The sequence below is a fragment of the Diaphorobacter sp. genome (genome assembly GCF_050251835.1).
Lineage (GTDB): Bacteria > Pseudomonadota > Gammaproteobacteria > Burkholderiales > Burkholderiaceae_C > JBFXIE01.
In genome coordinates this window covers 75,342-100,584 of the sequence record NZ_JBFWLZ010000003.1, presented here as the reverse complement: position 1 = coordinate 100,584, position 25,243 = coordinate 75,342, and the positions used below count along the sequence as shown (strand labels likewise).

Below are 25,243 nucleotides of genomic sequence, written 5' to 3'. Positions count from 1 at the left end.
CCGAACCGGACGCGCAGCGGCTGAACCCATGTCACCGTGCCGGGGCGCTAGCGCCGCGCACCTCGACAGTCACCTCATCCAGCAGCAGCTCGCGCCTATCCAGCAGCTGCACGCGGTGGCGACCGGGCCAGGGCAGCCAGGCCAGGGTGGCGCCCTGCCCCGCAGGCTTGCCGTTGATGCGCCAGTGCAGCGAAGCGCTGCCCGCCAGATCGGCCTGACCGGCAGCACCTGCCACGAACTGCAGGCGCTGGTGCGCAGGCGCAATGTCGGGGTCCAGCGCCACCACGGTGCCCGGCGCGGGCGCCAGGATGCGCGGCGCGGCAGCGCTGGCGAGCTGGTAGTCATTTTGGCCTTTAGCGCTTGTATTACCTGCGCTAGCAGCTATGCTTTCAGTAGCAAAAAACGCCTGCTGCATGCCTGCCGTAAACCACTCCTGCCGCGCGCTCTCCAGCGGCTGGCCATCCTGATCCGGGCCAAAGCGCACGGACTGGCGCACCAGCGTGGCGGGCGGCTGTGGGGCGCGGCTGGGGGTGGTGCGGTGTAGCCAGTGCATGACTTCGGCCCAGATGGGCGCGGCGCCGCTGGTGCCGCTGACGTCGTGCATGGCAGCGCCGCTGGCGTTGCCCACCCACACGCCCACGGTGTAGCGCTGCGACCAGCCCACGGCCCAGTTGTCGCGCATGTCCTTGCTGGTGCCGGTCTTCACCGCCGTCCAGAAACGCGTGGCAAGCACGCTGTCGGTGCCAAAGGTGCGCACGCGCGCATGGGCGTCCGACAGGATGTCGCCCACGATGAAGGCGGCGCCCGCATCCAGCACCGGGGTGAACTGCGGGCGCGGCGCAGGCGCATAGGCCACGGGGCTGATGCGCCCGCCGTTGGCCAGGGCGCGGTAGGCGTTGGTCAGGTGCAGCAGCGGCACCTCGCTGGCGCCCAGCGCCAGGCTGTAGCCGTAGTAGCCGCCCGACTGCGGCAGCGGCAGGCCCAGGGCGCGCAGCTGCTCAAAAAACGCATCGGGCGACACCATCACCAGCGTGCGCACCGCCGGCACGTTGAGCGATGCCGCCAGCGCGGTGCGCACCGACACCCAGCCCTTGAACTGCCGGTCGTAGTTCTGCGGGATGTACAGCCCGCCGGCCGTGGGGATGTGCGCCGGCGAGTCGTGCACCAGCGACGCGGCGGTGAGCCGCCGCTGCGCGATGGCCTGCGCGTACAGAAAGGGCTTGAGTGTGGAGCCCGGCTGGCGCAAGGCCAGCACGCCGTCCACCTCGGCTGCCTGGCTCAAGGGGCCGGACGAGCCCACCCAGGCCAGCACCTGGCCGCTGGCGTTGTCCAGCACCACCAGCGCTGCGTCTTGCACGTTGCGCCCGCGCAGCTCGCGCAGGTGGCGGGTGAGCGTGTCCAGCGCCACGCGCTGCAGCGGCGCGCTGAGCGTGGAGCGCAGGCGCTGCGGCGGCGCGCCGCCGGGCGGGCGGGCCTGCTGGCGCAGTAGCTGGCGCGCAAAGTGCGGCGCGATGCCCTCGCTGGCGGCAAAGGTGCGGCGCTGCAACGCGGCGGTGGTGAACAGGTCCAGCGCATCGCAGTCGGTCGCGTTCAAGGCCCCGCTGGCCCCGCCGGCCCCGCGCATGTCGCGCAGCACACCGCAGGCGCGCCGCGCCACCAGCGCGGGCCGCGCATTGGGCGCGCGCACCAGGGCCGCGGCCACGGCGGCCTCGCGCTCGTCCAGACCGTGCGCGGCCTTGCCGAACAGGGTGCGCGCCAGTGCGTCGATGCCCACGATCTCGCCGCGAAAGGGCACCAGGTTGAGGTAGGCCTCCAGGATCTGGTCCTTGCGCCAGCGCCGGTCCAGCACCTGCGCGGCCACGGCCTGGCCCAGCTTTTGGGGCACGCTGCGCCCGCCCGGGCCCTGGCGCAAGAAATCAGCATCCGGGCCGTCGAGCAATCCCGCCAGCTGCATGGTCAGCGTGCTGGCGCCGCGCGTGCGCTGGTTCCACAGGTTGCCCCAGGCGGCGGCGGACACCGCCGCCCAGTCCACACCGCTGTGCTCGTAAAAGCGCTTGTCCTCGCTGACCACCAGGGCGCGCCGCAGCGCGGGCGACACGTCGGCCAGCGCCAGCCACTGGCCGCGGCGCACGGTGGCGTCGGTACGCAGGCGCTGCAGCACCTCGCCCTCGCGCGAGAGCACCAGGGTCTCGGACGAGCGAAAGCCCGCGCGCACTTCCTCAAAGGTGGGCAGCGCCAGACTGGCAGTGCTGGCCAGCGCCAGGCTGGCCGCTGCAAGGGCGCGTCGCCACATCACGGGCGCCTCACCCGCAGATCACCGCGCGGCGCGCAACGCCGCGGCATCGCACCAGCGCTGCGCCACCTGCGGCGATGTGGTGCACACCGCGTCGTGCGTGGCGGTGGTCACGGCGCGCTCCAGCAGCTGGATGTCGGCCTCATGCTGGCGCGCCACGTGCGGGTCTTCAAAAAAAATGGCACGGTGGCAGCGCCGCTGCAGCACCAGGTCGGCAATCTGCGCGTCACCGCCCAGCGGGCCGCTGTTGAAGCGCTGCACCCAGGGCGTGTCGGCAGGCCAGCCGCGTGCCCAGGCCAGCTCATTCAGGCGCTGGCCCGTGGTGCCCGTGGCCACGCGCTGGCGAAAGCGCGAGAGCAATTCGAAGTTACGCGCCGCAAAGTCCAGCATGGCGGACTTCATCGCATCGTGGGCGATCAGCGCCAGCGTCTGCGTGCCGTAGTCATGAAAGCGGTCGGCGTTGCGGTCGGCCGGCAGGCCGGCGTGCATGCGCTCCATCTCCACCCAGTCGCGCGCGCTGGCCACGGTGGACAGGAACGGCTTGCCGTGGATCACGCACTGGCGCTTGAGCGCCAACGCCTCGGGGAAGATGGACGACGGGTCCACCGGGTCGATGAGGTAGATGGCGCCATCCAGCGTGCGGCCGGGCTCGGGCAGGCCCACCACCTCGGCCACCAGCCGCATCAGCCCGCCTTCGCGCCCGTAGGGGTAGCGCACCAGCGGGCGGTAGTTGTGCAGCATGCCGGCTGCAACGATGGCATCGTGCGTGCGGCCCACCGTGTGCAGGCCCAGCTGCAGTTCGCGGATACCCGCCTCGCAGGCGCGCAAAAAGGCAAACAGCGCGGCGTCTTCGGTGTGGTGGTGCAGGCGGTTGGCGGCAAGACCCATCAGCATGGTGCAAAGGCTTTCAGGCGAAGAATTGATTGACCGGCGAGCATAGCCGCAGGCACCACCGCACGCGGCCCCGCCTTGCCGGCTTTACCGGCCTGACCAGCCGCGCCACCAGACGAAAAGCAGCACGGCCAGCAGCACCCACAGCGCAACGATCAGCGCCGCAGCCACCCAGCTGCGCGGGCGCGCCAGCATGTGCGCGGCACGCTCGCGCGCGGCGAGCAGCACCGGCGCCGGCAGCAGGCGCAGCACCAGGGCCAGGCCCAGCGGCACGATGAGCAGATCGTCCAGATAACCCAGCACGGGGATGAAATCGGGCACCAGGTCGATGGGGCTGAGCGCATAGGCGGCCACGGCCAGCGCCAGCAGGCGCAGCGCCCAGGGCGTGCGTGGGTCGCGTGCGGCCAGATAAACGACCAGGACGTCGCGCTTGAGCGTGCGCGCCCATTGCTTGGCGGTTTGCAGCAGTCCCATGGGATGTACGGCAGAAGTGAAAAGGCGGGGGGTTGTCAGACGGGAAGCCGTATCGTAAGCACGCTCTGAGACAGCCGGGCAGCGCCTGCACTCAGCCTCTCAGCCCAGCACCAGCAGCACCGGCTGGTGGTCCGACGCCCGCGTGGCGCCATCGACGTACAGGGCGCGCACTTGCGCGCGCAGTGAATCGCTGACCCACCAGAAGTCACAGGCCACGGGCTGGGGCGCGTAGGCGCGGTCAAACACGCAGAACGTGGGCGGCTGCGGCTGGTTTGGATGCAGCAGCCGCCAGGCATCGTGCAGCGGCACCGCGCCGGGCTGCGCCCAGCCCTGGGCCTCGGGCGCCGACAAAGGCGCAGTCATGGCGGCGTACTCCGCCTCGTGCGCCTGCAGGTTGAAGTCACCGCACAGCACGGCGTGCGGCGTATGTGCTTTGGTCTGAAAGGGCGATCCGTCCTGCAAGGGCTGCGGCGGCTGCGCGGCCTGGGCGCAGGCCTGCAGATGCAGCGCCCGCAACGCCAGCGCCTGCGCCATGCGCTGGGGCTTGGAGTAGTACTCCAGGTGCGTGGTCATCACGCGCACCGGGCCCAGCGCGCGGTCATGAACGGTGAGCACGCTGCACATGCGCGGCATGGTGCTCACGCCTGCATCCGGCGGGTACGGCAGCGGGTGGTGCTGCAGCTGCAGCACGGGCAATCGCGTGGCGATCAGGTTGCCAAAACGCTGGCGGCCCACGGCGGTCCACTCGTCCACCGCAGCGCCAAAGAACACCTGCCAGCCCACGGGCAGCGCGGCGCGCACCTGCGCTACCTGGTCGCCAGGCGCGCCCGCCAGGCCGGGGTAGTTGACGGCGATCTCCTGCAGGCACAGCACATCGACGTCGCCCAGCGCCAACGCGTGGCGCACGATGCGCGCGGGATCCACGCGGCCGTCCAGGCCGCAGCACCATTGCGTGTTCCAGGTGACGAGCTGCATGATTTGCTCCTGAAAACATAGCTGCTAGCGCTTGCAGTATGAGCGCTTTAGGCCAATTTGGCTAATCACTTTACTTGATGCCCGCGCGCATGAAGCTTTGCACGAACTGGCGCTGAAAGAGTATGAACCCGATGAGCAGCGGCGCTGTGGACATCAGCGTGGCCGCCGTGATGAGCGACCATTCCACGCCCTGCTCCACCGACGAGAACACCTGCAGCCCCACGGTGAGCGGGCGCGATTCCACGCTGTTGGTGATGATGAGCGGCCACAGGAAGTTGTTCCAGTGAAAGCTCACCGACACCAGCGCGAACGCGGTGTACACCGGCCGCGCCAGCGGCACGTACACGCGCCACAGGATCTGCAGGGCGCTGGCGCCTTCCACGCGCGCGGCCTCGTCCAGCTCTTTGGGAATGCCCATGAAGGTCTGGCGCAGCAAAAAGATGGCGAAGGCCGAGGCAAAGTACGGCAGGCCGATGGCCACCAGCGAATCCACCAGCCCCAGGTGGCCCATGGTCTTGTAGTTCTCGACCAGCAGGATGTCCGGCATGACCATGAGCTGCACCAGCACCAGCGCAAAGGCCACGTTCTGGCCGCGAAACCGGTAACGCGCGAAGGCATAGGCCGCCAGCGTGGACAGCACCAGCTGCGCGGCCAGGATCATCGCCACCAGCACGGTGGTGTTGAGGAAGTAGCGCGCAAACGGCGCGGCCTCCCAGGCGCGGCGAAAGTTGTCCAGCGTCCAGGGCGCCAGCAGGTCGAAGCGCGTGGCGTACTCCGCGGGGTGGAAGGCCGTCCACACCGCATAGGCCAGCGGCAGCAGCCACAGCAGAGCCAGCGTCCAGGCGGCCAGGGTGTCCAGCCAGATTACCTCGTACAGCGTATTGGTTTTCATGGCGCGTCGCGCCCTCCTGGGGCATGAAATGGGCGCCACACACGCCAGGGCCGCCGTGCAAGGGCCGCCCCGCCGCACGGGCGGCGTCCTCCTTCCCACGCGCAGCGTGAGAGAAGGGGGAAGCGGCGCAGCCGCTCAGGGGGTTGTTTCACTGGTAATGCACCCGTTTGTCGAACACGAAGAACTGCACCAGCGCCACGCCGGCCAGCACCGCCACCAGCACCACCGTAAGCGCCGCGGCATAGCCCGTGTCCCAGAACTTGAAGCCCACCTCGTACAGGTGGTACAGCAGCAGGGTGGACGCGTTGTCCGGCCCGCCGCGCGTGAGGATGAAGAGATGGTCCACCAGCCGGAAGGCGTTGATCACGGCATTGACCAGCACGAACAGCGTGGTGGGCATGAGCAGCGGCCACTGCACGCGGCGAAAGAAGTACCAGCGCGAGGCGCCCTCGATGGCCGCGGCCTCCTTCAGGCTGGGGTTCAGCGTCTGCAGCGCGGCCAGGTAGAAGATCATGAAGAAGCCCGCCTCCTTCCACACTGCCACCACCGTGACGCAGGCCAGCGCCGTGGCCGGGTCGCCCAGCCAGTTGCGTGATGGCAGCCCGAAAGCGCCGGTGATCTGCTCCAGCAGCCCGTACTGCGGCGTGTAGAAAAACAGCCAGATGTTGGCCACCGCGATCATCGGCAGCACCGTGGGCGTGAAGTACGCCATGCGCACCCAGGTGCGCCCCGCCAGGCGTTCATTCACCCACAGCGCCATGACCAGTGCCAGGCCGATGGACAACGGAATGGTCACCCCGGCAAACCACAGGTTGTTGCGCACAGCTTGCCAGAAGACGGGGTCGTCCGCCATGGCCGCGTAGTTCTCCAGCCCCACCCACACGCCCGCCTGGCCGGCGCGGGGCGTGGAATGGAAGCTGTCGATCAGCGTGGCCAGCGTGGGCCAGTGCGTGAAGGCCACCAACAGGACCATGGCCGGAAGCAGCAGCAGCCAGGCGTGCACGGCACGCTGGCTGCTGTCCCCCGGCGTGCTGCGCATCACCGGCATGGAAGGCCCGCCCTTATTTGTAGCTGCGCAGGATGCGGTCAGCCTCGCGCTGCGCGTCCTTCATCGCCTGGGCCGAGGTCTTGGTGCCGTTCAGCGCCGCCTGGATGGCGTCGTTCAGCACCTTGGTCACGCGCTGGTTCTCGTGCGTGGAGAACTCGGCCACCGATACCGGCAGTTGGTCGCGCGCCACCAGTGCGGGCGGGAAGTCCTGGCCGTACTTCTTGAGGGCCGGCGTGTCATAGGCGGCCTGCGACACGGCCACGTAGCCGCTGTCCATGCTCCACTGCGCAGCGCGCTCGGGCTGGGTGATCCACTTGGCGAACTCGAACGCGGCCTGCTGCTGCTCCTTGGGCGACTTCTTGAAGATGTAGAAGTTGCCGCCGCCGGTGGGCGAGCCTTTGCGCAGGTTGCCGGCGATCTGGGCCACGCCGAAGTCGAACTTGGCGTTGTTCTTCACGTTGGTCAGGTTGCCTGTGGTCGTGATGATGATGGCCGCCTTCTTCTCGAAGAAGTCCTTGGGCGTCGTGCCCCACTCCACCACGCCCTTGGGGTGCACGCCTTCCTTGGTCAGGTTGACCCAGAAGTCCAGCGCCTCGATGACCTTGGGGTGGTCGAAGGTGACCCGGGTGCCGGCTTCATTGGCCAGCAGCACGTCGTTGGGCGTGGTCAGTGTCTGCAGCATCCAGTAGGCAAAGCCGGTGGACGGGATCTGGATGCCGTACTGCGTGACGTTGCCGCTGGCGTCCTTCTTGGTGAGCTTGTGCGCCGCCTCTTTCAGCTCCTTCCAGTTCTGGGGTGCCTTGCTGGGGTCCAGGCCCGCCTCCTTGAACGCCTCCTTGTTGTAGTACATGACCACGGTGGAGCGCTGGAACGGCACGCCCCAGGTCTTGCCGCCGGTCTGGCTGTTGGCCATGAAAGCGGGGTAGAAGCCCTTGAGCCAGGCGCGGTCGGCATCGGTCTTCACAAAGTCGTCGATGGGGGCGATGGCGTCCTCGTCGATCAGCGTGAACATGTCGGTGGACAGCAGCACCGATGTCGCCGGCGCCTTGCCCGACTTGTGCGCTGTGAGCGCCTTGACGATGGTCTCCTGGTAGGTGCCGGCATAGATGGGCACCACCTTGTACTGCGGGTGCGCCTTGTTGAAGTCGGCCGCGTAGCCGTCGATCACCTTGGTGATGGGGCCGCCCACGGCCACGGGGTAGTAGAACGGCACCTCCACGGGTGTCTGCGCCGCCGCCGTGCCGGCGAACAGGGCCAGGGTTGCCAAGGCCGGTGCGGCCAGGGTCTTCAAAAACATCTTGCGTTGCATGGAAAAGCTCCTGAGGTCTGAAAAATGGGAGAGAGGAAACCGAAAGGAAGAAAGCCGTGCACGCGCTCTGGCGCAGGTTGCAGGGGGAGTTGCTCAAGCCGCCAGGCGCTGGCCCTGGGCGTCGAAGAAATGCTGGTCGTGCCCGCGCCATTGCAGGCGCACACGCTGGCCGTTGGCCGCAGGCGCTCGCTGCCCCGGCGCGCGCACGGTGATGAATTCAGTCCCGATCGCGCAGCGCAGCACGGCATCGGCGCCCAGGTATTCCTGGCTGTGCACGGCGGCGGCCACGCTGCCCACTGCGCCGCTGCCACTGCCTTCGTCCAGGGCCACCGCCTCGGGCCGCAGGCCCAGCCATTGCGCCTGCGCGCTGCCCACGGTGATGTCGGTGCCTGCGATGCGGCCTTGCTCCAGGCGCAGCAGATTCATGGGGGGCGTGCCAATGAAGCGCGCGGCAAAGGTGGTTGCGGGCGCGGCATAGACATCGCGCGGCGGCGCGCATTGCTCCACGCGGCCCTGGTGCAGCAGCACCACCTGGTCGCCCATGCTCATGGCCTCTGCCTGGTCGTGCGTCACATACACCACGGTGAGGCCCAGGCGCCGTTGCAGCTCGCGCAGCTCGGTGCGCATCTCCTGGCGCAGTTGCGCGTCCAGGTTGGACAGCGGCTCGTCCATCAGGCACACGCGGGCCTGGGCCACCAGGGCGCGGCCCAGCGCCACGCGCTGCTGCTGCCCGCCGGACAGCTGCGCCGGGCGGCGCTCCAGCAGCGGGGCCAGGCCCAGCAGCTCGGCGGCATGCGCCACGCGCTGCGCGGCCTCGGCCTTGGGCACCTTGCGCACGGACAGGCCAAAGCCGATGTTCTGCGCCACGCTCAGATGCGGAAACAGCGCATAGTTCTGAAACACCATCGCAATGCCGCGCTGCGCCGGCGCCAGCCGCGTGACGTCCTGCCCATCGATGCGCACGCTGCCCGACGTGGGCGACTCCAGCCCCGCGATGATGCGCAGCGTGGTCGATTTGCCGCACCCCGAGGGGCCCAGCAGCACGCAGAAAGAACCGGGCTCAATGCGCAGGTTCATGGACTGCAATGCCGTGGTGGAACCCCAGGACTTGCCAACCGCATCAAGCTCGATCAAAGACATCGCGGAAGTGTAGAAACCGCTTGTGACGCGGTCGTTACGCGCGGCCGAGCGGCCCGGCGCACTGCGAAGCGCCTTTCATCGCCCGCCAGGCGGCCAGCGGCAGCGGATGGGCGTAAAAACAGCGGCTAGCGCTGGCCCATCAAGCGCTGTAAGCTATATTTTTAATAGCATACAGCACTGCAGCAACTTCACCCGGGCGCCTCGCCACGCATCTCGGGCGCAGCCGCACGAATTGCTCCTGAAAACATAGCTGCTCACGCTTATTACACTTGCGCTGGATGCCTATTTGGCCTGTTCTCATGCGGGACTGTCGTGGCCGGGTGCGCGGTTGAGCAGCTGCGTGCTCTGGCTGGCACTGGCCGACAGGTAGCGCTCGTAGTGCCGCAAGATGTCGGCGATGACCTCTTCGCCGCGCAGGTACTGGATGTCGTAGCCCGATCGACCGTCGGCAAAAAAGGTGATGGGCTCGACCACGTAGAGCCGCTCCTTGTCCTGCGGGGCCACCTCGGCCAGCATGAAGCCCGGCAGCTTGCGCCGCACGGGGTGCACGCCATAGACGAAGTCGCGCAGCTCTGGCATGGGGATGGTCAGCCGCACCGAGCCGGCATCGCCGCCCTCGCTGCGGGTGGAGTCGTCCTGCACCTGCGCCTGCACACCGCGGCGGCCAAGCTCTGCCGCCACCTCGCGCATGGCCGGCAGCACCGTACCCTGCAGGAAGCGCAGCACGTCCGCGCGCGAGGGCTGGTGCACGATCTGCTCCAGGCGCTTGCGCCAGTGCTGCCCGCTCCAGAAGCTGGTGGCCTGGGCCAGATCCTGCGTCGAGTGCGCCAGATCCGCCTGCATGCCGCGCCACAGCCCCCAGCACAGGGCCACCATGATCGCCGCCACGGGCAGGGCCGCTGCCAGCGTCAGCGCCTGCAGCGCCTTCAGGCCGCCCGCCACCAGCAGCACCGCCGCCGTCACGCCCAGCACGGCGGCCCAGAACAGCCGCTGCCACACCGGCGAGCGCGTGTTGCCGCGTGTGGCAATAGCGTCCAGCACGTAGGCGCCCGAGTCGGCGGAGGTGACGAAGAACACCGCAATCAGCACGATGGCCAGCCACGAGACGGCCTTGACGAACGGCAGGTACTCGAAGAAGCGAAACAGCAGCGCGTCCACGTTACCCGCCGTCTGCGCCAGCGCGCCCTGGGCGACATGGGTGTCGATCCAGATGGCGCTGTTGCCAAACGCCGTCATCCACAGCAGGTTGAACGCGGTGGGCGCCAGCAATACGCCCAGGATGAACTCGCGCACCGTGCGCCCGCGAGAGATGCGCGCAATGAACATGCCGACGAAGGGCGACCAGGAGATCCACCACGCCCAGTACAGCACCGTCCAGTCGCCGTACCAGCCGGGCTGCTGCGGCGCCTGGTAGGCGAAGGTGCGCAGCGACATCTGCGCCAGCGAGGAGACATAGTTGCCGATGTTCTCGCTCAGCGCCTGGAACAGGTGGACGGTGGGCCCGCAAACGATGACGAAGGCCAGCAGCACGAAGGACAGCCCCAGGTTGAACTCCGACAGGATGCGCACGCCCTTGTCCAGGCCCGACACCGCCGAGAGGCCCGCCATCGTCACCACTACCGCGACCACCGCCACACGAAACAGCGCCGTGTCCGTGTTCCAGCCCGTCAGCAGCCCGATGCCCGCGGCCAGCTGCAACGCGCCGTAGCCCAGGGTGGTGGCGATGCCCGCGATGGTGCCCACCAGCGCAAAGGCGTCCACCGTATGGCCAATGGGGCCGTTGATGCGCTGCTGCAGCAGCGGATACAGGCCCGATCGCATGGTCAGCGGCAGGTTGTAGCGAAAGCCGAAGTACGCCAGCACCAGCCCCATGGTGCCGTACACGGCCCAGGCATGAAACCCCCAGTGAAAGAAGGTGGACTGCAGGGCCTCGCGCGCCGCTTCTGCCGTGCCGGCAGGCGCCGTCGGCGGCTTGATGTAGTGCTGCAGCGGCTCGCCGACGCCGAAGTACATCAGGCCGATGCCCATGCCCGCCGCGAACAGCATGGCCGTCCAGGACAGGAAGCTGAATTCGGGCTTGGCGTCGTCGGGCCCGAGGCGGATGTCGCCAAAACGGCTGGCCGCCACCAGCGCCAGGAACACCAGAAAGAGCGTCACCGCCACGCTGTAGAACCAATCGAAGTGCCCCACCACCCAGACCTGCACGCCGCTGAAAAAGCGGCCTGCCTGCTGCGGGAACATGCCGCACAGCACCAGCAGCAGCCCCAGCACGACGAGCGAAGGCACCACCACGGGCGCGGAAAAGGTAAAGCGCTGCACCGAATAGGACGCAGGCGCGGTGGATGCAGCAGGCGCAGCAGGCGGCGGCTGGTGCGCACCCGGGCGGGGTGTTGGAGAGGTCATGCGAGCTCCTGCACAAGGTTGCCAGGGAATAACACCGCAATGTACAGGCCGCCGCGCCATTGCGTGCGCCGTCGGCGCGCGCGGCAAGGATGGCTCCTAAAGTAATAGCTTGCGGCGCTTGCTGCGACTGGGTTACCGCCCCAAAGACCTGATGACCAACATGTCTCTGATGTCTTATCCCATCCGTTCGGGCTGAGGCATGTTGCCAATCAGGCCCAAAAATACATGCACCACACGCCCATCCAAGCCATCAAGGCGGGGCCGCATGGGGCTCCGCGTTGGCGGCGGATGCATGGCAGGCAGGGCGTTGGTCGCACTGTCTCAGCGCTGCACCACCTTCACCCGCGCATTCGGCGCCTCGCCAAACATCTCCGGCGCGTACAGCGCCTCGACGCGGCTGGGCGGCAGTGCGAAGTCGCCCGCATTGTTCAGGCGCAGGGTGTAGTGCACCGTCACCGTGCCCTTGGGCAGGTACTCGTAGTAGCTGCGGAAGGACTCAAAGCCCCGCTCCTCGAACGCGGGCCAGCCCCAGCCCTCGCGCCTTTCCTCGGGATTTTCGCCCCGGACGGCGATCTCCGAATCGCGCCCCAGGCCGCTGCCCAAAATGGTCGCGCCCGCGGGGACGGGGTCGGTGACCGCCACCCAGGTCATGTCGGCCGTGCCGGTTATCTCCAGCGTGACCCGCAGCACGTCGCCGCGCGAATAGCTGCCCGCGGGCAGGGTTTTGTCGGCCTGCTCCACCGGCGTGACCGTGCGCTTGATGGTGTAGCCCGCGCTGAACGGCTGCTGGCGCGGCACGGCCGCCACCGACTGCAGCGTGAGCCACGGCTTGCCCGGCCCCTGGTGCGTGACGACCAGCGGCTGCGCACCCGCACCCGCACCCGTGCCCCACGGCAGGAACATGCCGTTGTTCTGGAGCATGCCGGGCGCCGCCGGCGCGCCGAACCAGCGCGTCTGGTGCGCGGCGCCGGCAGCGTCGCTGGCCTGGGCCGGCTGCACCTTGGCCCAGTCCACGCTGGCGCGGGCGCCCTGCCCATCGCTGCCCAGCGCGGCGCGGGTGGTGCCGGCCACGGGCGAGGACTCGAAGCGGGCGCTGAATTTCTGCAGCGCCAGAGCGCCCCACAGGTTGGCCGTGGTGGTCTGCCATGCCCCGCCCTGCTGGCGCGCGATGAAGCCGCTGGCCAGGCGCCCCATATCGTCCTTCCATGCGGGGTCGTCCAGCACGGCCAGCATCAGGCGCGCGGTGTTCACGTCGCCGCCCTGCATCAGCCACCACCAGTGGTCCTGCTGCTCGGTGCTGAACACCAGCCTGGTGCCCTGGTAGGACAGGCGTCCCTTGAGGATCTGCATCGCCTCGGCCAGGCGCTGATCGCGCTGGGGCACGCCCTGAACGCGCCTGAGCACGTTGACCCAGTCGATCACCGCGTGCGTGGGCCACTGGCTGGGCGCAATGGTGATGCTGCCCAGCATGCGCGCCTGCGCTTTGCCGGTGCGCGACAGCGCCTCGATGGCGGCCAGCTTGCGCATGTCCAGGTCATTTCGGGGGCTCCAGAAGTCGCGCTGGATGCGTCCCTCCACGAAGGCCGTCAGACCGCGCTCCATGGCCTCGCGCACGTCGGTGGGCAGCGCAAACTCGGGGTGCAGCGCTGCCGCCTCATGCGTGGCGGCCAACAGGTAGGCGGTGAGCGTGTCGCTGCCCCGATCGGCACTGCCGCCCTGTGGCGGGAAGTAGTAGGCCAGTCCGTCGCCGTCCAGATAGGTGGGCAGCCTGGCCGCCACGCTGCGCCACAGCGCGGCATCACGCAGGCCGATGGCCTTGCTGGCCTGTTGCTCCAGGCAGGCGAACGGGTAGTTGGCCCACCAGTCGCGCACGCCGGGCAGGCCCTCGGCCAGCCGGGGCTGCAGCGCCAGCTTGAGGCCGCCGCGCCCCTGCAGCGCGCCTGCGGGCGGCGCTGCCTCGGTCTGGAAGCTGCCGTCCAGCTGCACCAGCGTGGCCTGCTGCACGGCCAGCGGCACGGCGGGCACCAGCCGCTGGGTCACCTTGAGCGCATCGCGCGCGCCGCTCACCGTATCGCGTGCCGCTATCTCCCACAGCAGCGCCTGGGCGCGCGTCTGGGCCAGCTGCGCGGGCGCGGTGACGGTCCACGCCACCTCGCGCGACTCACCCGCGGGAATGTCCACGGTCTGCCTGTCCAGCTGCAGCAGTGTGGCGCGCGGCGTGACCTCGACCTTCATCGCCGCGCGGGTGGTGTTGCGCAGCGTGAGCTGCGCGCGGAACTGGTCTTCCTCGCGCACCAGCGGCGGCAGGCCGCTGATGATCTGCAAATCCTGCGTGGCGCGGATCTGCGCGGCACCGGTGCCGAACAAGCCGGTGCCCGCATCCGCCACCGCCACTACCTTGAAGGTGGTGAGCGCATCGTTGAGCGGCACCGTCACCTGCGCCTGGCCGTTGGCGTCCAGCACGATGGCGGGGCGCCACAGCAGCAGCGTGTCCAGCAGCTCGCGCGTGGCCGTCTGGCCGCCGCCGCCGCCCGCGGGCACGGCCTTCTTGCCGTAGTGGCGCCGGCCGATGATCTCCATCTGCGCGGTGGCCGTCTGCACGCCCCAGCTGCGCCGCTGCAGCATGGCCTCCAGCAGGTTCCAGCTGGTGTTGGGCATCAGCTCCAGCAGGGCCTGGTCCACGGCGGCCAGCGCCACCTCGGCGCCCGCGGCGGGCTTGCCGTCGGGCAGCGTGGCGGTGATGGTGACCTGCGCCTTGCCGCGCACCGGGTAGCTTTCTTTGTCGGCGGCCACTTGCACGTCAATTTGATGGGCCTTGGTGCCCACGCGCAGCTCGGCCACGCCCAGCCGGTAGGCGGGCTTGGACAGGTCCACCATCACCGTGGGCGCGACGTACTCGCGGCCCTCGTACCAGAAGGCGCTCCACCATTCGCGCGGCGCCTTGAAGCCCCAGGTGAAGAAGCTGTACCACGGCACCTCGCGCAGGCGCCCGCGCAGCGCCAGCACGCTCACATAGACGTTGGGCCCCCAGTCCTGCCCGATCTGCACCTGCACCGTGGGGTCCTGGCCATTGAGCTGCACCACGCGTGTGTCGATGATGCCCTCGCGCTCCACGCTGACCAGCGCCGTGGCGTGGCGAAACGGCATGCGCACCTGCAGCCGCGCGGTCTCGCCGGGCTGGTAGCTCTTTTTCTCGGGCAGCACGTCGATGCGGTCATGGTCCTCGCCGCCAAACCACAGCTCGCCGCGCCGCGTGACCCAGACGGAGGACGCGGCCTGGGCCTCGTTGCCGTCCTTGTCGCGCGCGGTGACCACCAGCTCCACCTCGCCGGGCTCGTCCAGCCGTGCGTCGCACAGCAGCAGGCCGCGGCTGTCGCTCTTGCCGGTGCACACGGTGCCCAGGTCCTTGGTCTCGGTCTTGTTGTCGTAGCTGTAAAAGCCCCCCACCATGCGCTTGCGGCTGGTGGTGGTGACGTGCGCGATGGCCTGCACGGCCAGTGGCACGCCCGCCTGGGGCTGGCCCTGCAGCGACAGCGCCAGGGCCTGCAGGCGCACTTTTTGCGCCGCCGACACCCAGCCCTCGGTCTTCACGCCCGCCACCACGGCGGCCGGCCACAGCGTGTGCGTGCTGCGCACCGTCTGCACCTCGCCATTGGGGTCGGCATAGGTGGCCTCCAGCACCAGGTCCTGCGCCTGGCGGGCCTGGGGCAGCTGGTCGAGGGTCACGCGACCGGCGCCGCTCTTGTCCAGCGTCAGCGGCAGCTTGTCGGCAACCACGCGCGTGTCCTGCCGCGCCGCGGGCTCCTCGTCGTCGTCCCCGGCCTGCGGGCCGCGCTGGCGCGGCGGCTGGAAGCTGAAGGCGTCAAAGTCGGCAAACTGCAGCGACTTGGCCCGCACCATGGCCGACACCCGCACCGGCAGCTGCCCCGCGGGGCCGCCCGACACATACCCCACCTGCACGTCGGCCGCTACCGACCGCGCCCGCACCAGCGGCTGGTCGCCCACGAGCGCAACGCGCCCCTGCAGCACCGGCAGGCGGAATTCCTCCACCCGGAAGCTCCCGGACTCGAAACTGCGTTCGCCCCCCTTGGCGTCAGCGCCGCGCAGCTCCACCTGGTACAGGCCCAGCCTGGCGGCTGGCGGCACCGCGAACTCGCTGGTGGCGGACAGCCCCCCCGTGCCGGTCTTGCGCCATTGCAGCGGCTGTGTGAACTGCTGGCCGCTGCCCACGTGGGTGATCGCCAGCTGCGACGGCCGCTGCTGCGGCAGCGCAAAGCCCTGGCGGTTCTGCAGGCGCAGCACATGCTTCATGGACACGGTCTCGCCCGCGCGCAGCAGCGTGCGGTCGAAAATGGTGTGGGCCACGGTATCCGGGCTCGGGTCGCTGCTGGTGGGCAGGTTGAAGCGCCAGGGCTCGATGCCGCGCTGCCAGTCGCTCCAGGCAAAGGCCAGGTCCTCCACCCCGTCGGCGCCGCGGTGGCGCGCGCTGACAAAGTAGGCCTGCGAGCCGTCGCCGTAGTCGCCATAGCCGCCGTAGCCGTCTTCGTCGCCGCAGCGCGGCGGCTCGGGCGACAGGCCGTCAAAGCGCGCAATGCCCTGCGCATCGGTCTGCGCCTGGGCCAGCAGGCGGCCCCGGCAGTCGGACACGCGCACGCTGGCGCCCTGCACGGGCTGGCCCTTGTCCAGCGTGGTCACCCAGGCCAGCGCGTTCTCGCGGCCCAGCTTGAAATGCACACCCAGGTTGGTCACCAGCGCCGCCGTGCGCACGTACATGGTGCGGCCGGCGCCGTGGCGCGCATCCAGCAATGCGCCGCCCAGCGCCTGCGATGCCACCTCCACCACATGGAAACCCGGCGCCAGCGGTATGCCCACCACCTCGAAGGGCCGTGGGTCCGCTGCTGCGGCGCGGGGCAGCTCCAGCGCCTTGGCGCCGCTGTGGCCTTCCAGCAGCGACAGCATGCGGGTCTGCACATGGTCCGGGCTGTCCTGCCCTTGCAGCGGCCGGGGCAATGCACCCACGCCGTCCCGCTGCGCCTGGCGGCGCTCCACCAGCGGGCTGTGGTAGCGCCGCACCTTGCGCATCCAGGCGATGATTTGCGCATCGCCACCGGGCTGCAGCGTACGCACCTGTCCCGCGGGCACCTCGGGCGACGACGCGGGTTGCAGGCCGTGCACGCGCAGCGCGGGCTCCACCTTGCGCAGCGTCACGGGCAGCAGGGCGGGCGGGTTACTCTCGACCGGGCCTTCGGCGAAGCGCTCGACGATGCCGAACGGCGCCGCCGCAAACTTGGCCAGCGGCGGCATGCCGCCCGTAGCCACCTTGAGCGGGAAGCTCGCTGCATTGCGCGGCGCCCGCCCCGCGGCGTCAGACAGGTTGGCCGGCAGCTCCAGCGTGAAGGCCGTGCTCTCGGCCAGCGGCGGGCCAAAGCGCACGGCATTGACCAGCGTGTCGCCGGGCGGCGGGGTGGCGCCGTCCCCCTCGTCCTCGAAGCGTGGCAGCAGCGTCTCGCGGTCTGACTTCAGGCGTATGCCTGCTGCCAGCTTGCGCGGCACGGGGGCGTTGAACGACAGCACCATAGGGCGGATCGGCAGGCAGGCGGCCTGGGCGTTCTCGCGCTCGCACTGAAAATCGACGGAAAAGGGCTCGCGCACCTGGAAGGTGAAGCGCTTTTCCACGGCATTCGCCACGCCGCCGGGCGTGGCCACGCCCTTGCCGAAGACGAGCTGCATCTGCGTGCCCGACGTCAGCCGCCGGTTGCATGCCAGCGTGGCGTACTGCAGCGGCGACTGCGCGGCACGTTTGTCCAGCCCCAGGGCCTTGAGGATCTCGCTGCGCTGCGCGCCCTCGACCAGACGCACGGGCACGCGCTCGCCCACTCCGTCCAGCGCGCACCAGGCATGGCTGCGCAGGCTGTCCGCCGTGGCCGCGCCGTTCATCTGCAGCACAAACACCTGTTCCTCGTCGATGGGCTGGTAGGTGCCCGGCAAAATGCGCTGGACAAACGGCCCTCCACTATTGAATTGATAGCTACCAGCGCCCGTTATTCCTGCGCCCAAGGCCGATTTGAACCCGGATACTGCGGTGGCCGTGCAACGCACGCCGGGTGGCAGGTCGCGCGCGAAGTCGAACACCCATTCGCGCTCGCCCGTCCAGCGCCCCGTGCCCTTGGCCGCATCGGCGTCGCTGCACTGCACCGTGAAGGGAGCCGCCGCCTGCGGGTCGCCAAAGCGCACGGCCGCCGCATCAAACCGCGCGACCACCTGGCGCACCTGCGCCACCTCGCCCTGGGGCGAGAAGCTGCTCACCTGCAGCGCCTGCGCGCTGCCCGCCGCAAGCGCCAGTGCCGCAGCCAACCAACGTGTCCATTTGTTCAAGAGCGTATCCCCCGGGCCGGTTTTCTGCCCAGCGTAACAAAGCCGCATGACCGCAACCCCGCGCCCCGGGGCGCAGGCCACGCCGGGCGCGGCCACGCCCTCAAGGCGCAATCAAGGCGCCGAAAAGCCGCTGCCACGGATGATGCGCGCCCACACCCGGGTGTAGGCCTGCTCGCGCGCGGCCAGCTGCTCGGGCGTCATGTGGCCCACGGACAGGCCCATGGCGATGAGCTGGTCGCGCACGTCGGGCATGACCAGCACCTGCGCCAGAGCGCCGGAAAACCGCTGGATGAAGGCCGGGGGCGTGCCCGCAGGCGCATAAAAACCGTAATAGGGCAGATCCTCAAAGCCCTGCAGCCCCAGCTCGGCAAACGTGGGCACATCCGGCAGCGCGGCCTGGCGACTGCCGCCGAGCACGGCCAGCACGCGCAGTTTGCCGGCGCGGTGGTGCTCGATGAAGTCCTGCACCGACCCCACGCCCGCCGCGATCTGTTTGCCCAGCATGTCGCCGATCATGGGCGCGCTGCCGCGGTAGGGCGCGGCCACCAGATCCAGACGGTAGCGGCGCCCCAGCAAGCCCACCAAAAATTCAGGGGTTGACGCAGGCGCGGGCACGCCCACGGCGCTCTTGCCGCCATGCGCGGTCTTGAGCCACCGCACATACTCGGCAAACGACTGCGCGGGCGTGCCGCCCGACACCGCAAAGGCGTTCACAAAGGTGGCAAAACCGGCCACTGGCGCAAAGTCGCGCGCCGGATCGAACCCCGGGTTCTTGACGACCAGCGGCAAGATGGAAATGGTGTGGTCGTGCGTGAGAAACAGCGTGGCGCCGTCGGCCGGCGCGGCCTTGAGCACCTGCGCCGCAATCTGCCCGCCGGCGCCGGGGCGGTTGTCCACCACCACGGGCGCGCCCAGCACGTCCTTGAGCTTGTCGGCCAGCAGGCGGGCGACGGCGTCCGAGCCGCCGCCAGGCGGAAAGCCCACCAGGATGCGCACAGGCTCGGCGCTGCCCGCCCGGGCGGGCAGCGCGCCCAGCGCAGGCCAGGCGCCCGCGGCCAAGGCGCTGGCCAGCAGGCGGCGGCGGGGAAGGCCGCGGGCGCGGTCTTGGCCATGTTCCACCGGCTCAGCCAGCCGGCCTTGTGCATGCGTGGAGGTTTTCAGCATCAAAACAGCCCCTGGGCCTTGTTGGAACCATGCTGCCCGTCAGAGACGCAACAGCCACAACGGCACGCCATCCGCGCCAGCCGACCATCAGGCCATCAGGCCGCCAGCCGCGCCCGGTGGCGTTCCAGCTGAGCGCGCACCTGCGCGGGCGCAGTGCCGCCCAGCGTGCTGCGGGCGTGCAGCGAGCCTTGCAGGCTCAGGACTTCGTACACGTCCTTCTCGATCGCCGGGTGAAAGCCTTGCAGCACGGCCAGCGGCAGCTCGGACAGGTCGCAGGCGTGGCTTTGCGCGGCCTTGACGGCGTGGGCCACGGTCTCGTGCGCGTCACGGAAGGGCAGGCCTTTCTTGACCAGGTAGTCGGCCAGATCGGTGGCGGTGGCATAGCCTTTCTTGGCGGCGTCTTCCATTGCCTGGGCATTCACCGTGATGCCGCCTTCCTTGCAGCCGGTGGCGGGGTTGACCTGGCCGCCCACCATTTCGGCAAAGATGCGCAGCGTGTCCTTGAGCGTGTCCACGGTGTCGAACAGCGGTTCCTTGTCTTCCTGGTTGTCCTTGTTGTAGGCCAGGGGCTGGCCCTTCATCAGCGTGATCAGGCCCATCAGGTGGCCCACCACGCGGCCGGTCTTGCCGCGCGCCAGCTCGGGCACGTCGGGGTTTTTCTTCTGCGGCATGATCGACGAGCCGGTGGTGAAGCGGTCGGCAATCTTGATGAAGGCAAAGTTCTGGCTCATCCAGATGATGAGTTCTTCACTCAGGCGGCTGATGTGCACCATGCACAGGCTGGCCGCGGCGGTGAATTCAATCGCAAAGTCGCGGTCGCTGACGGCATCCAGGCTGTTTTGGCACACACCGTCCATGCCCAGCGTGCGCGCCACGCGCTCGCGATCCAGCGGGTAGGTGGTGCCGGCCAGCGCGGCGCTGCCCAGCGGCAGCACGTTGGTGCGGCGGCGCACGTCCTGCATGCGCTCGGCATCGCGCTTGAACATTTCCACGTAGGCCAGCAGGTGGTGGGCAAAGCTCACCGGCTGGGCCACCTGCAGGTGGGTGAAGCCGGGCAGGATGACATCCACGTTCTGCTCGGCCACCTCCACCAGCGACAGCTGCAGCGCGCTCAGAAGACCGTCGATCAGGTCAATCTCGCTGCGCAGCCACAGGCGCACGTCGGTGGCCACCTGGTCGTTGCGGCTGCGGCCGGTGTGCAGGCGCTTGCCGGCGTCGCCCACCAATTGGGTCAGGCGCGCTTCAATGTTCAGGTGCACGTCTTCCAGATCCAGCTTCCAGTCAAATGCGCCGGATTCAATCTCGGCCGTGATCTGCGCCATGCCGCGCTGGATGTCGGCCAGGTCTTGCGCGCCGATGATGCCCTGCGCGGCCAGCATGTCGGCGTGCGCCAGGCTGCCGGCGATGTCGGCCTGCCACAGGCGCTTGTCAAAAAACACGCTGGAGGTATAGCGCTTGACCAGATCGCTCATGGGCTCGGAGAACAAAGCCGACCAGGCCTGGGACTTGGTGGCCAGCTGATCGTGGGACGGTTGCGAGGCAGAAGAAGAGGACATGAGGGCAATAATCCGGGAGGTTAGACAACCGGAACGCCCGGATGCCGCGATGCAAGAGACGCAAATTTTATCGACCCGCCCTGCGCCACCGGCCAATGCCGCACCGCGCCACGCGCCACGGGGCACCGCGCTGGTGTTTGACGCCTGCCATGTGGGGGTGGTGCTGCGCGCCGTGCTGTTCGTCGAAGCAGTGCTGGGTGTGGGCGCCATGTTTGGCGCTGCCAGTGTGGCCGACTGGCTGGCGCAGCTGGCTTTGCTCACGGGCGGGGCGCTGCCGGCCACGCTGGCCTGGCTGATCACGGCCTGCAGCCTCAAGAAAACGCTGCAGCGCCTGCGGGTGCAGCTGCAGTACGCCGCCGGCGTTGTGCTGGGCGCGCTGGCGGGGCTGTATGCCTGCGCCATGCTGGTGCTGGCCGGGCCCGCCGCAGACAACCCGCCCTGGGCGGCCAGCGCCGCCAGCGGTGCGCTGCTGGCAGCGCTGCTGGTCACCGCGCTGATGCTGCGCGCCCGCGCGCGTGCGCCGGCATCCACCGCGGCGCGACTGGCCGAGCTGCAGTCGCGCATTCGCCCGCACTTTCTGTTCAACACACTCAACAGCGCCATCGCCCTGGTGCGCGCCGAACCCGCCCGCGCCGAGGCCGTGCTGGAAGACCTGAGCGAGCTGTTTCGCCACGCGCTGGTGGATCAGGACGAATTCGCCACGCTGGAGGACGAAATCGCGCTGGCGCGCCGCTACCTGGATATCGAGCAGGTGCGCTTTGGCGACCGCATGCGTGTGCAATGGGTGCTGGATGCGCGCGCGGGCACGGCCCGCCTGCCGCCGCTGCTGCTGCAGCCGCTGGTGGAAAACGCCGTCAAACACGGCGTGGAGCCCAGCACGGGCGCAGTGGCCAAGCTGCGCATACGCACCGAGCTGCGCGGGGGCCGCGTGGTGCTGACCATCACCAACACCCTGCCCACGCAGCTGCAACGTGCACAGACACCCGAAAGCGGCCACGGCATCGCCCAGGCCAATGTGCGCGACCGCCTGCGCCTGCTGCACGACGTGGACTGCGACTTCAGCGCGGGCGAGCACAGCGGCTTTTACCGCGTGCGCATCTCGGTACCGACCTCCTGAAAGCAGATACGCCATGCACATCCTGATCGTGGACGACGAAGCCCTGGCCCGCAGCCGCCTGCGCACGCTGCTGCACGACTGCGCAGCAGGCTACACCGTGGCCGAGGCGGCCCACGCCGCCGACGCACAGGCGCAGTTGGCCACCAGCGGCGGGCAGGCGGTGGACCTGGTGCTGCTGGACATCCACATGCCGGGCCAGGACGGCCTGGCGCTGGCGCAGCACATCCAGCGCCTGCCGCATCCGCCGGCCATCGTCTTCGTGACCGCATACGCCGACCATGCGCTGTCGGCCTTCGAGCTGGATGCCGTGGACTACCTGACCAAGCCCGTGCGCCTGCAGCGCCTGCAGCAAGCCCTGGCCAAGGTGCAGCGCGCGGCTCCCCATGCGGCGCGCCGGCGCCCTGCCCTGCCGCCGCCCGACTGCGAGGCGCTGCTGATCCATGACCGCGGGCGCACCGAGCGCGTGCCGCTGGATGACGTGCTGTACCTGCGCGCCGAACAGAAGTACGTGACGGTGCGCACCCTGGCGCGCAGCTTTGTGCTGGACGGCGCGCTGGCCGACCTGGAAGCGCGCCACGCGGCGCATTTCTTGCGCGTGCATCGCAACACGCTGGTGGCCCGCCGCGCCATGCGCGCCCTTGAAAGACACCACGACGCCCAGGAAGGCGAAGGCTGGGCCGTGCGCCTGCACGGACTGACCGAAGCGCTGCCGGTATCGCGCCGCCAGGTGGCGGCGGTGCGCGAAGCGCTGGCGGGCGGCTGATACCGGCAGGGCGCCGCCCGTGCGGCAGGGCGGTCAATGCGCCAGGCCGCTCACCAAGATGACCAACGCAATACCGCCCGCCAGCCAGGCAATCTGCACCAGTGTCTGCAGGGCCGTCAGGCGTTTTTGCAGCTGCGGAATCAGGTCGGCCAGCGCCACATAGACAAAGCTGCTGGAGGCCACCACCAGAAAGTACGGCAGCGCCTCCTCCCACAAGCCCACCAGGTAGTAGCCCACCACCCCGCCCAGTGCCGTCACTGCACCTGCCAGCGACACCTTGAGCAGGGCCGCATGGCGGTGCAGGCTGCTGTGGCGCAGCACCACCAGGTCGCCAATGTGGTGCGGCACCTCGTGCGCCAGCACCGACAGCGCTGCCACCAGGCCCAGGCGCATGTCCGCCAGGAAAACGGAGGCGATCAGCACCCCGTCGCCAAAGCAGTGCACGCTGTCGCCGGTCAGCAGCGACCAGCCGCCGTGGCCATGCTGGCCGTGGCCGTGGCCGTGGCGATGCCCGCCGTGATCGTCGGCGTGATCGTGGTCATGGTCATGAGCGTGGTGGTGGTGATCGTGCAGCCGCAGCTCGGCCTGGCTGTGTTCATGTCCGTGGTGCCACAGCTCGGCCTTGTCCAGCAGAAAGAAAAACACCAGCCCCAGCAGCAGCGTGGCAAACAGGTCATGCGCGCTGGCCTGGCTCTCGAACGCCTCGGGCAGCAGGTGCATGAAGGCCGTGGACAGCAAGGCGCCGGCCGCCAGGCTCAAAAGGTGCTGCGCCCCCACGCGCCCCCGCCCGCCCAGCCCCACGCGCAGCAGCGCCGCAGCGACCCACACACTGCCAATGCCCGCGGCCAGGGTGGCCAAAATGATTGCTATCAATGTCATAGCTATTAGCGCTTTCTTTCAATGGGCTGCAAGCCCTTTTGACTCATGAACGACGACACGCCGCACCATCAAAAAAAGCCCCGAAGGGCTTGTGTGCGGCTCCTCCCCCACGGCTGCGCTCACGCAAGTCCGTGCTGCCTGAGCCAGTCCAGCGCACGCCTGCGGCCGTCCAGCGCGGCCTCTGGGCGAAAGCTGGGGCGGTAGTCGGCATGAAAAGCATGCGGCGCGTCCGGGTAGATCACAAACTGCGAGGCCTTCGCTGCGGGGGACCCTTGTGCAAGGGCTTTTTTCATCGTATCAACCGTGTCAAGGGGTATGCCGGTATCTTTTTCGCCGTACAGGCCCAGCACCGGCGCCTTGAGGATGGGCGCGATGTCCACCGGGTGCTTGGGCGTCAGCGCGCTGGCCTGCCCCACCAGCCGGCCATACCAGGCCACACCGGCCTTGACCGGGCCGTGCGCTGCGTACAGCCAGGTGATGCGCCCGCCCCAGCAAAAGCCGGTGATGCCCACCCGTTGCAAGTCGCCGCCGTTGGCGCCAGCCCAACGCACGGCGCCGTCCAGATCCGCCATGACCTGCGCATCAGGCACTTTGGCGATCAGTTCGCTCAAAAGCTTGGCCACCTCGGTGTAGGCGCGCGGATCGCCCTGGCGCGCGAACAAGTCGGGCGCAATGGCCAGGTAGCCTTCGCGCGCCAGGCGGCGGCAGACGTCGGCGATGTACTCATGCACACCAAAGATCTCGGAGATCACCAGCATCACGGGCAGGCCCGTGCGCCCCTGCGGCGCTGCGCGGTAGGCACGCACGTCAAAACCGTTGACTGCAAAACTCACTTCACCCGCCACCAGCCCGTCGGCCGGGGTGGCAATCGCCGTCTGCGCCATCACTGGCGCGGCCGCAGCGGCATAACCCGCGCCCAGCATCATGCCCAGCGCACTGCGGCGGCTGGAGCCGGCCCCGATGCTGCGGCCCGGGACGAGCGCGTCAAAATCACGCTGAAGATCGTTTGACAACATGCAAGACTCCTGCAATGGCTTGGGGTTTTCTCAGAGCCCGCCACGCAGCTGCAGCGCATGGGCAAACTCCACGGCATTCAGCGCCAAGTGTGCCGCAAGCGGTGCGACAACGCTGCGGCGCCAGCAAAACAGGCCGGCAAACAGCCCCCCGGCCACCAGGCCCGTCAGCAGCATGTACCAGACACCGCCGGCCCAGTGCAGCGCGCCAAAAAATAGACAGGTGATGGCCACCGCGCGCGCCCAGCCAAAGCGCGCCGCCAGCACAGGCAGTGCCACGCCTCGGTAGAGGGTTTCCTCCACCAGCGGTGCCAGCACCACGTTGGCAACGAAAAACAAGCCGATCTGGCTGGACACGGTGGGCAAAACCGAGCCCGGCGGCACGAAATCGCCCACATCGCGCTGCAGCACGCCCAGCAGCGGCGCAAGCCAGTGGATATAGGCAATCGCCAACACAACGCCGACCAGGGCGCCCACCACGGCAGAAGAACCGGCTTTTTCCAGCGCGCGCCCCGACCAGGCCGCGCGAACCTGCGCGCCGTGCAGTGCCAGCAACAATCCCAGGCAGACCAGCACGGTCACCAGGGCCTCAGTGACCAAGCCCGACACCTTTTGCCCGATGAGCCCAGGTGCGACGCCCTGCGCGTTGAAAAATACCGATGCGCCCACGATGAACAGCAAAAACAGCACCGGGCCCGCAGCCAGCAAGGCCCAAAGCCGCAGGGGCACGGCGGCGCACGCCGGAAGGCGCTTCATGCGGCGCCCCCGCCCAGCATGCGCGGCGGGCGGCAGGCGCGCCTTGCTCTGACTTGCGGGCGCAGGCACGGGGTGGCAGGCGCGATGCGGGGCAATGAATCGGTCATGCAGGGTCTGCGAATAAGCGGCGAACGAATGGCAACCGGGCGGCGACAGGCGGAGCACGAGCTCAATGCCGGCGACCGGCGGGTGTCT

17 protein-coding genes are annotated in these 25,243 nt (G+C 69.0%); 2 read left to right on the top strand and 15 right to left on the bottom strand.

The window, feature by feature from the left end:
- Positions 1-31 precede the first annotated feature (31 nt).
- From pbpC to argH, 12 genes are all read right to left on the bottom strand, one after another.
- Positions 32-2,293, bottom strand: a complete 2,262-nt coding sequence (gene pbpC, locus AB7E35_RS02110) for a penicillin-binding protein 1C (RefSeq protein WP_428162369.1) — start codon at positions 2,291-2,293, stop codon at positions 32-34.
- A 21-nt stretch (positions 2,294-2,314) separates the two neighbouring features.
- Positions 2,315-3,187 (bottom strand): methylglyoxal synthase, encoded by an 873-nt coding sequence (locus AB7E35_RS02105; protein WP_428162368.1) that lies wholly within the window; start codon positions 3,185-3,187, stop codon positions 2,315-2,317.
- A gap of 84 nt (positions 3,188-3,271) precedes the next feature.
- Positions 3,272-3,658, bottom strand: coding sequence for a YkvA family protein (locus tag AB7E35_RS02100; RefSeq protein WP_428162367.1), 387 nt, complete (start codon positions 3,656-3,658; stop codon positions 3,272-3,274).
- A gap of 99 nt (positions 3,659-3,757) precedes the next feature.
- Positions 3,758-4,633, bottom strand: a complete 876-nt coding sequence (locus AB7E35_RS02095; protein WP_428162366.1) for an endonuclease/exonuclease/phosphatase family protein — start codon at positions 4,631-4,633, stop codon at positions 3,758-3,760.
- A 70-nt stretch (positions 4,634-4,703) separates the two neighbouring features.
- Entirely contained in the window at positions 4,704-5,525 is an 822-nt protein-coding gene (locus AB7E35_RS02090) for a carbohydrate ABC transporter permease (protein WP_428162365.1), read from the bottom strand.
- A 148-nt stretch (positions 5,526-5,673) separates the two neighbouring features.
- The gene (locus tag AB7E35_RS02085) at positions 5,674-6,573 is read right to left on the bottom strand and encodes a carbohydrate ABC transporter permease (RefSeq protein ID WP_428166988.1); all 900 of its coding nucleotides are present in this window, start codon (positions 6,571-6,573) and stop codon (positions 5,674-5,676) included.
- Between the two features lie 13 nt (positions 6,574-6,586).
- Positions 6,587-7,882, bottom strand: a complete 1,296-nt coding sequence (locus tag AB7E35_RS02080; protein WP_428166987.1) for an ABC transporter substrate-binding protein — start codon at positions 7,880-7,882, stop codon at positions 6,587-6,589.
- Between the two features lie 93 nt (positions 7,883-7,975).
- On the bottom strand, positions 7,976-9,022 hold the full coding sequence (locus AB7E35_RS02075; protein WP_428162362.1) for an ABC transporter ATP-binding protein: 1,047 nt from the start codon (positions 9,020-9,022) through the stop codon (positions 7,976-7,978).
- 297 nt (positions 9,023-9,319) lie between these two features.
- On the bottom strand, positions 9,320-11,425 hold the full coding sequence (locus AB7E35_RS02070) for a BCCT family transporter (protein WP_428162361.1): 2,106 nt from the start codon (positions 11,423-11,425) through the stop codon (positions 9,320-9,322).
- Between the two features lie 321 nt (positions 11,426-11,746).
- Positions 11,747-17,848, bottom strand: a complete 6,102-nt coding sequence (locus tag AB7E35_RS02065; RefSeq protein ID WP_428166986.1) for an alpha-2-macroglobulin family protein — start codon at positions 17,846-17,848, stop codon at positions 11,747-11,749.
- Positions 17,849-17,911: 63 nt separating this feature from the next.
- Complete coding sequence (locus tag AB7E35_RS02060; RefSeq protein WP_428166985.1) at positions 17,912-18,964, bottom strand: Bug family tripartite tricarboxylate transporter substrate binding protein; 1,053 nt, start codon at positions 18,962-18,964, stop codon at positions 17,912-17,914.
- 95 nt (positions 18,965-19,059) lie between these two features.
- Positions 19,060-20,520, bottom strand: a complete 1,461-nt coding sequence (gene argH / locus AB7E35_RS02055; RefSeq protein ID WP_428162358.1) for an argininosuccinate lyase — start codon at positions 20,518-20,520, stop codon at positions 19,060-19,062.
- A gap of 49 nt (positions 20,521-20,569) precedes the next feature.
- Between argH and AB7E35_RS02050 the strand changes: the two genes are divergently transcribed.
- Positions 20,570-21,637: a sensor histidine kinase gene (locus AB7E35_RS02050; RefSeq protein WP_428162357.1), complete on the top strand. Its 1,068-nt coding sequence runs from the start codon at positions 20,570-20,572 to the stop codon at positions 21,635-21,637.
- A 13-nt stretch (positions 21,638-21,650) separates the two neighbouring features.
- A complete protein-coding gene (locus AB7E35_RS02045; protein ID WP_428166984.1) occupies positions 21,651-22,400 on the top strand; it encodes a LytR/AlgR family response regulator transcription factor in 750 nt (249 codons plus the stop codon).
- Between the two features lie 33 nt (positions 22,401-22,433).
- Here AB7E35_RS02045 and AB7E35_RS02040 read toward each other — a convergent pair whose 3' ends face one another.
- The 3 genes from AB7E35_RS02040 to AB7E35_RS02030 form a co-directional block, all read right to left on the bottom strand.
- Positions 22,434-23,279: a ZIP family metal transporter gene (locus tag AB7E35_RS02040; RefSeq protein ID WP_428162355.1), complete on the bottom strand. Its 846-nt coding sequence runs from the start codon at positions 23,277-23,279 to the stop codon at positions 22,434-22,436.
- Between the two features lie 119 nt (positions 23,280-23,398).
- Positions 23,399-24,295: a dienelactone hydrolase family protein gene (locus AB7E35_RS02035; RefSeq protein ID WP_428162354.1), complete on the bottom strand. Its 897-nt coding sequence runs from the start codon at positions 24,293-24,295 to the stop codon at positions 23,399-23,401.
- A gap of 30 nt (positions 24,296-24,325) precedes the next feature.
- A complete protein-coding gene (locus AB7E35_RS02030; RefSeq protein ID WP_428166983.1) occupies positions 24,326-25,048 on the bottom strand; it encodes a lysostaphin resistance A-like protein in 723 nt (240 codons plus the stop codon).
- Positions 25,049-25,243: the final 195 nt, after the last annotated feature.

Bases quoted from the DNA above. Each gene is read 5' to 3' on its own strand.
- pbpC (WP_428162369.1), bottom strand. From the start codon at position 2,293: ATGTGGCGACGCGCCCTTGCAGCGGCCAGCCTGGCGCTGGCCAGCACT.
- AB7E35_RS02105 (WP_428162368.1), bottom strand. From the start codon at position 3,187: ATGCTGATGGGTCTTGCCGCCAACCGCCTGCACCACCACACCGAAGAC.
- AB7E35_RS02100 (WP_428162367.1), bottom strand. From the start codon at position 3,658: ATGGGACTGCTGCAAACCGCCAAGCAATGGGCGCGCACGCTCAAGCGC.
- AB7E35_RS02095 (WP_428162366.1), bottom strand. From the start codon at position 4,633: ATGCAGCTCGTCACCTGGAACACGCAATGGTGCTGCGGCCTGGACGGC.
- AB7E35_RS02090 (WP_428162365.1), bottom strand. From the start codon at position 5,525: ATGAAAACCAATACGCTGTACGAGGTAATCTGGCTGGACACCCTGGCC.
- AB7E35_RS02085 (WP_428166988.1), bottom strand. From the start codon at position 6,573: ATGCCGGTGATGCGCAGCACGCCGGGGGACAGCAGCCAGCGTGCCGTG.
- AB7E35_RS02080 (WP_428166987.1), bottom strand. From the start codon at position 7,882: ATGCAACGCAAGATGTTTTTGAAGACCCTGGCCGCACCGGCCTTGGCA.
- AB7E35_RS02075 (WP_428162362.1), bottom strand. From the start codon at position 9,022: ATGTCTTTGATCGAGCTTGATGCGGTTGGCAAGTCCTGGGGTTCCACC.
- AB7E35_RS02070 (WP_428162361.1), bottom strand. From the start codon at position 11,425: ATGACCTCTCCAACACCCCGCCCGGGTGCGCACCAGCCGCCGCCTGCT.
- AB7E35_RS02065 (WP_428166986.1), bottom strand. From the start codon at position 17,848: ATGCGGCTTTGTTACGCTGGGCAGAAAACCGGCCCGGGGGATACGCTC.
- AB7E35_RS02060 (WP_428166985.1), bottom strand. From the start codon at position 18,964: ATGCTGAAAACCTCCACGCATGCACAAGGCCGGCTGGCTGAGCCGGTG.
- argH (WP_428162358.1), bottom strand. From the start codon at position 20,520: ATGTCCTCTTCTTCTGCCTCGCAACCGTCCCACGATCAGCTGGCCACC.
- AB7E35_RS02050 (WP_428162357.1), top strand. From the start codon at position 20,570: ATGCAAGAGACGCAAATTTTATCGACCCGCCCTGCGCCACCGGCCAAT.
- AB7E35_RS02045 (WP_428166984.1), top strand. From the start codon at position 21,651: ATGCACATCCTGATCGTGGACGACGAAGCCCTGGCCCGCAGCCGCCTG.
- AB7E35_RS02040 (WP_428162355.1), bottom strand. From the start codon at position 23,279: ATGACATTGATAGCAATCATTTTGGCCACCCTGGCCGCGGGCATTGGC.
- AB7E35_RS02035 (WP_428162354.1), bottom strand. From the start codon at position 24,295: ATGTTGTCAAACGATCTTCAGCGTGATTTTGACGCGCTCGTCCCGGGC.
- AB7E35_RS02030 (WP_428166983.1), bottom strand. From the start codon at position 25,048: ATGAAGCGCCTTCCGGCGTGCGCCGCCGTGCCCCTGCGGCTTTGGGCC.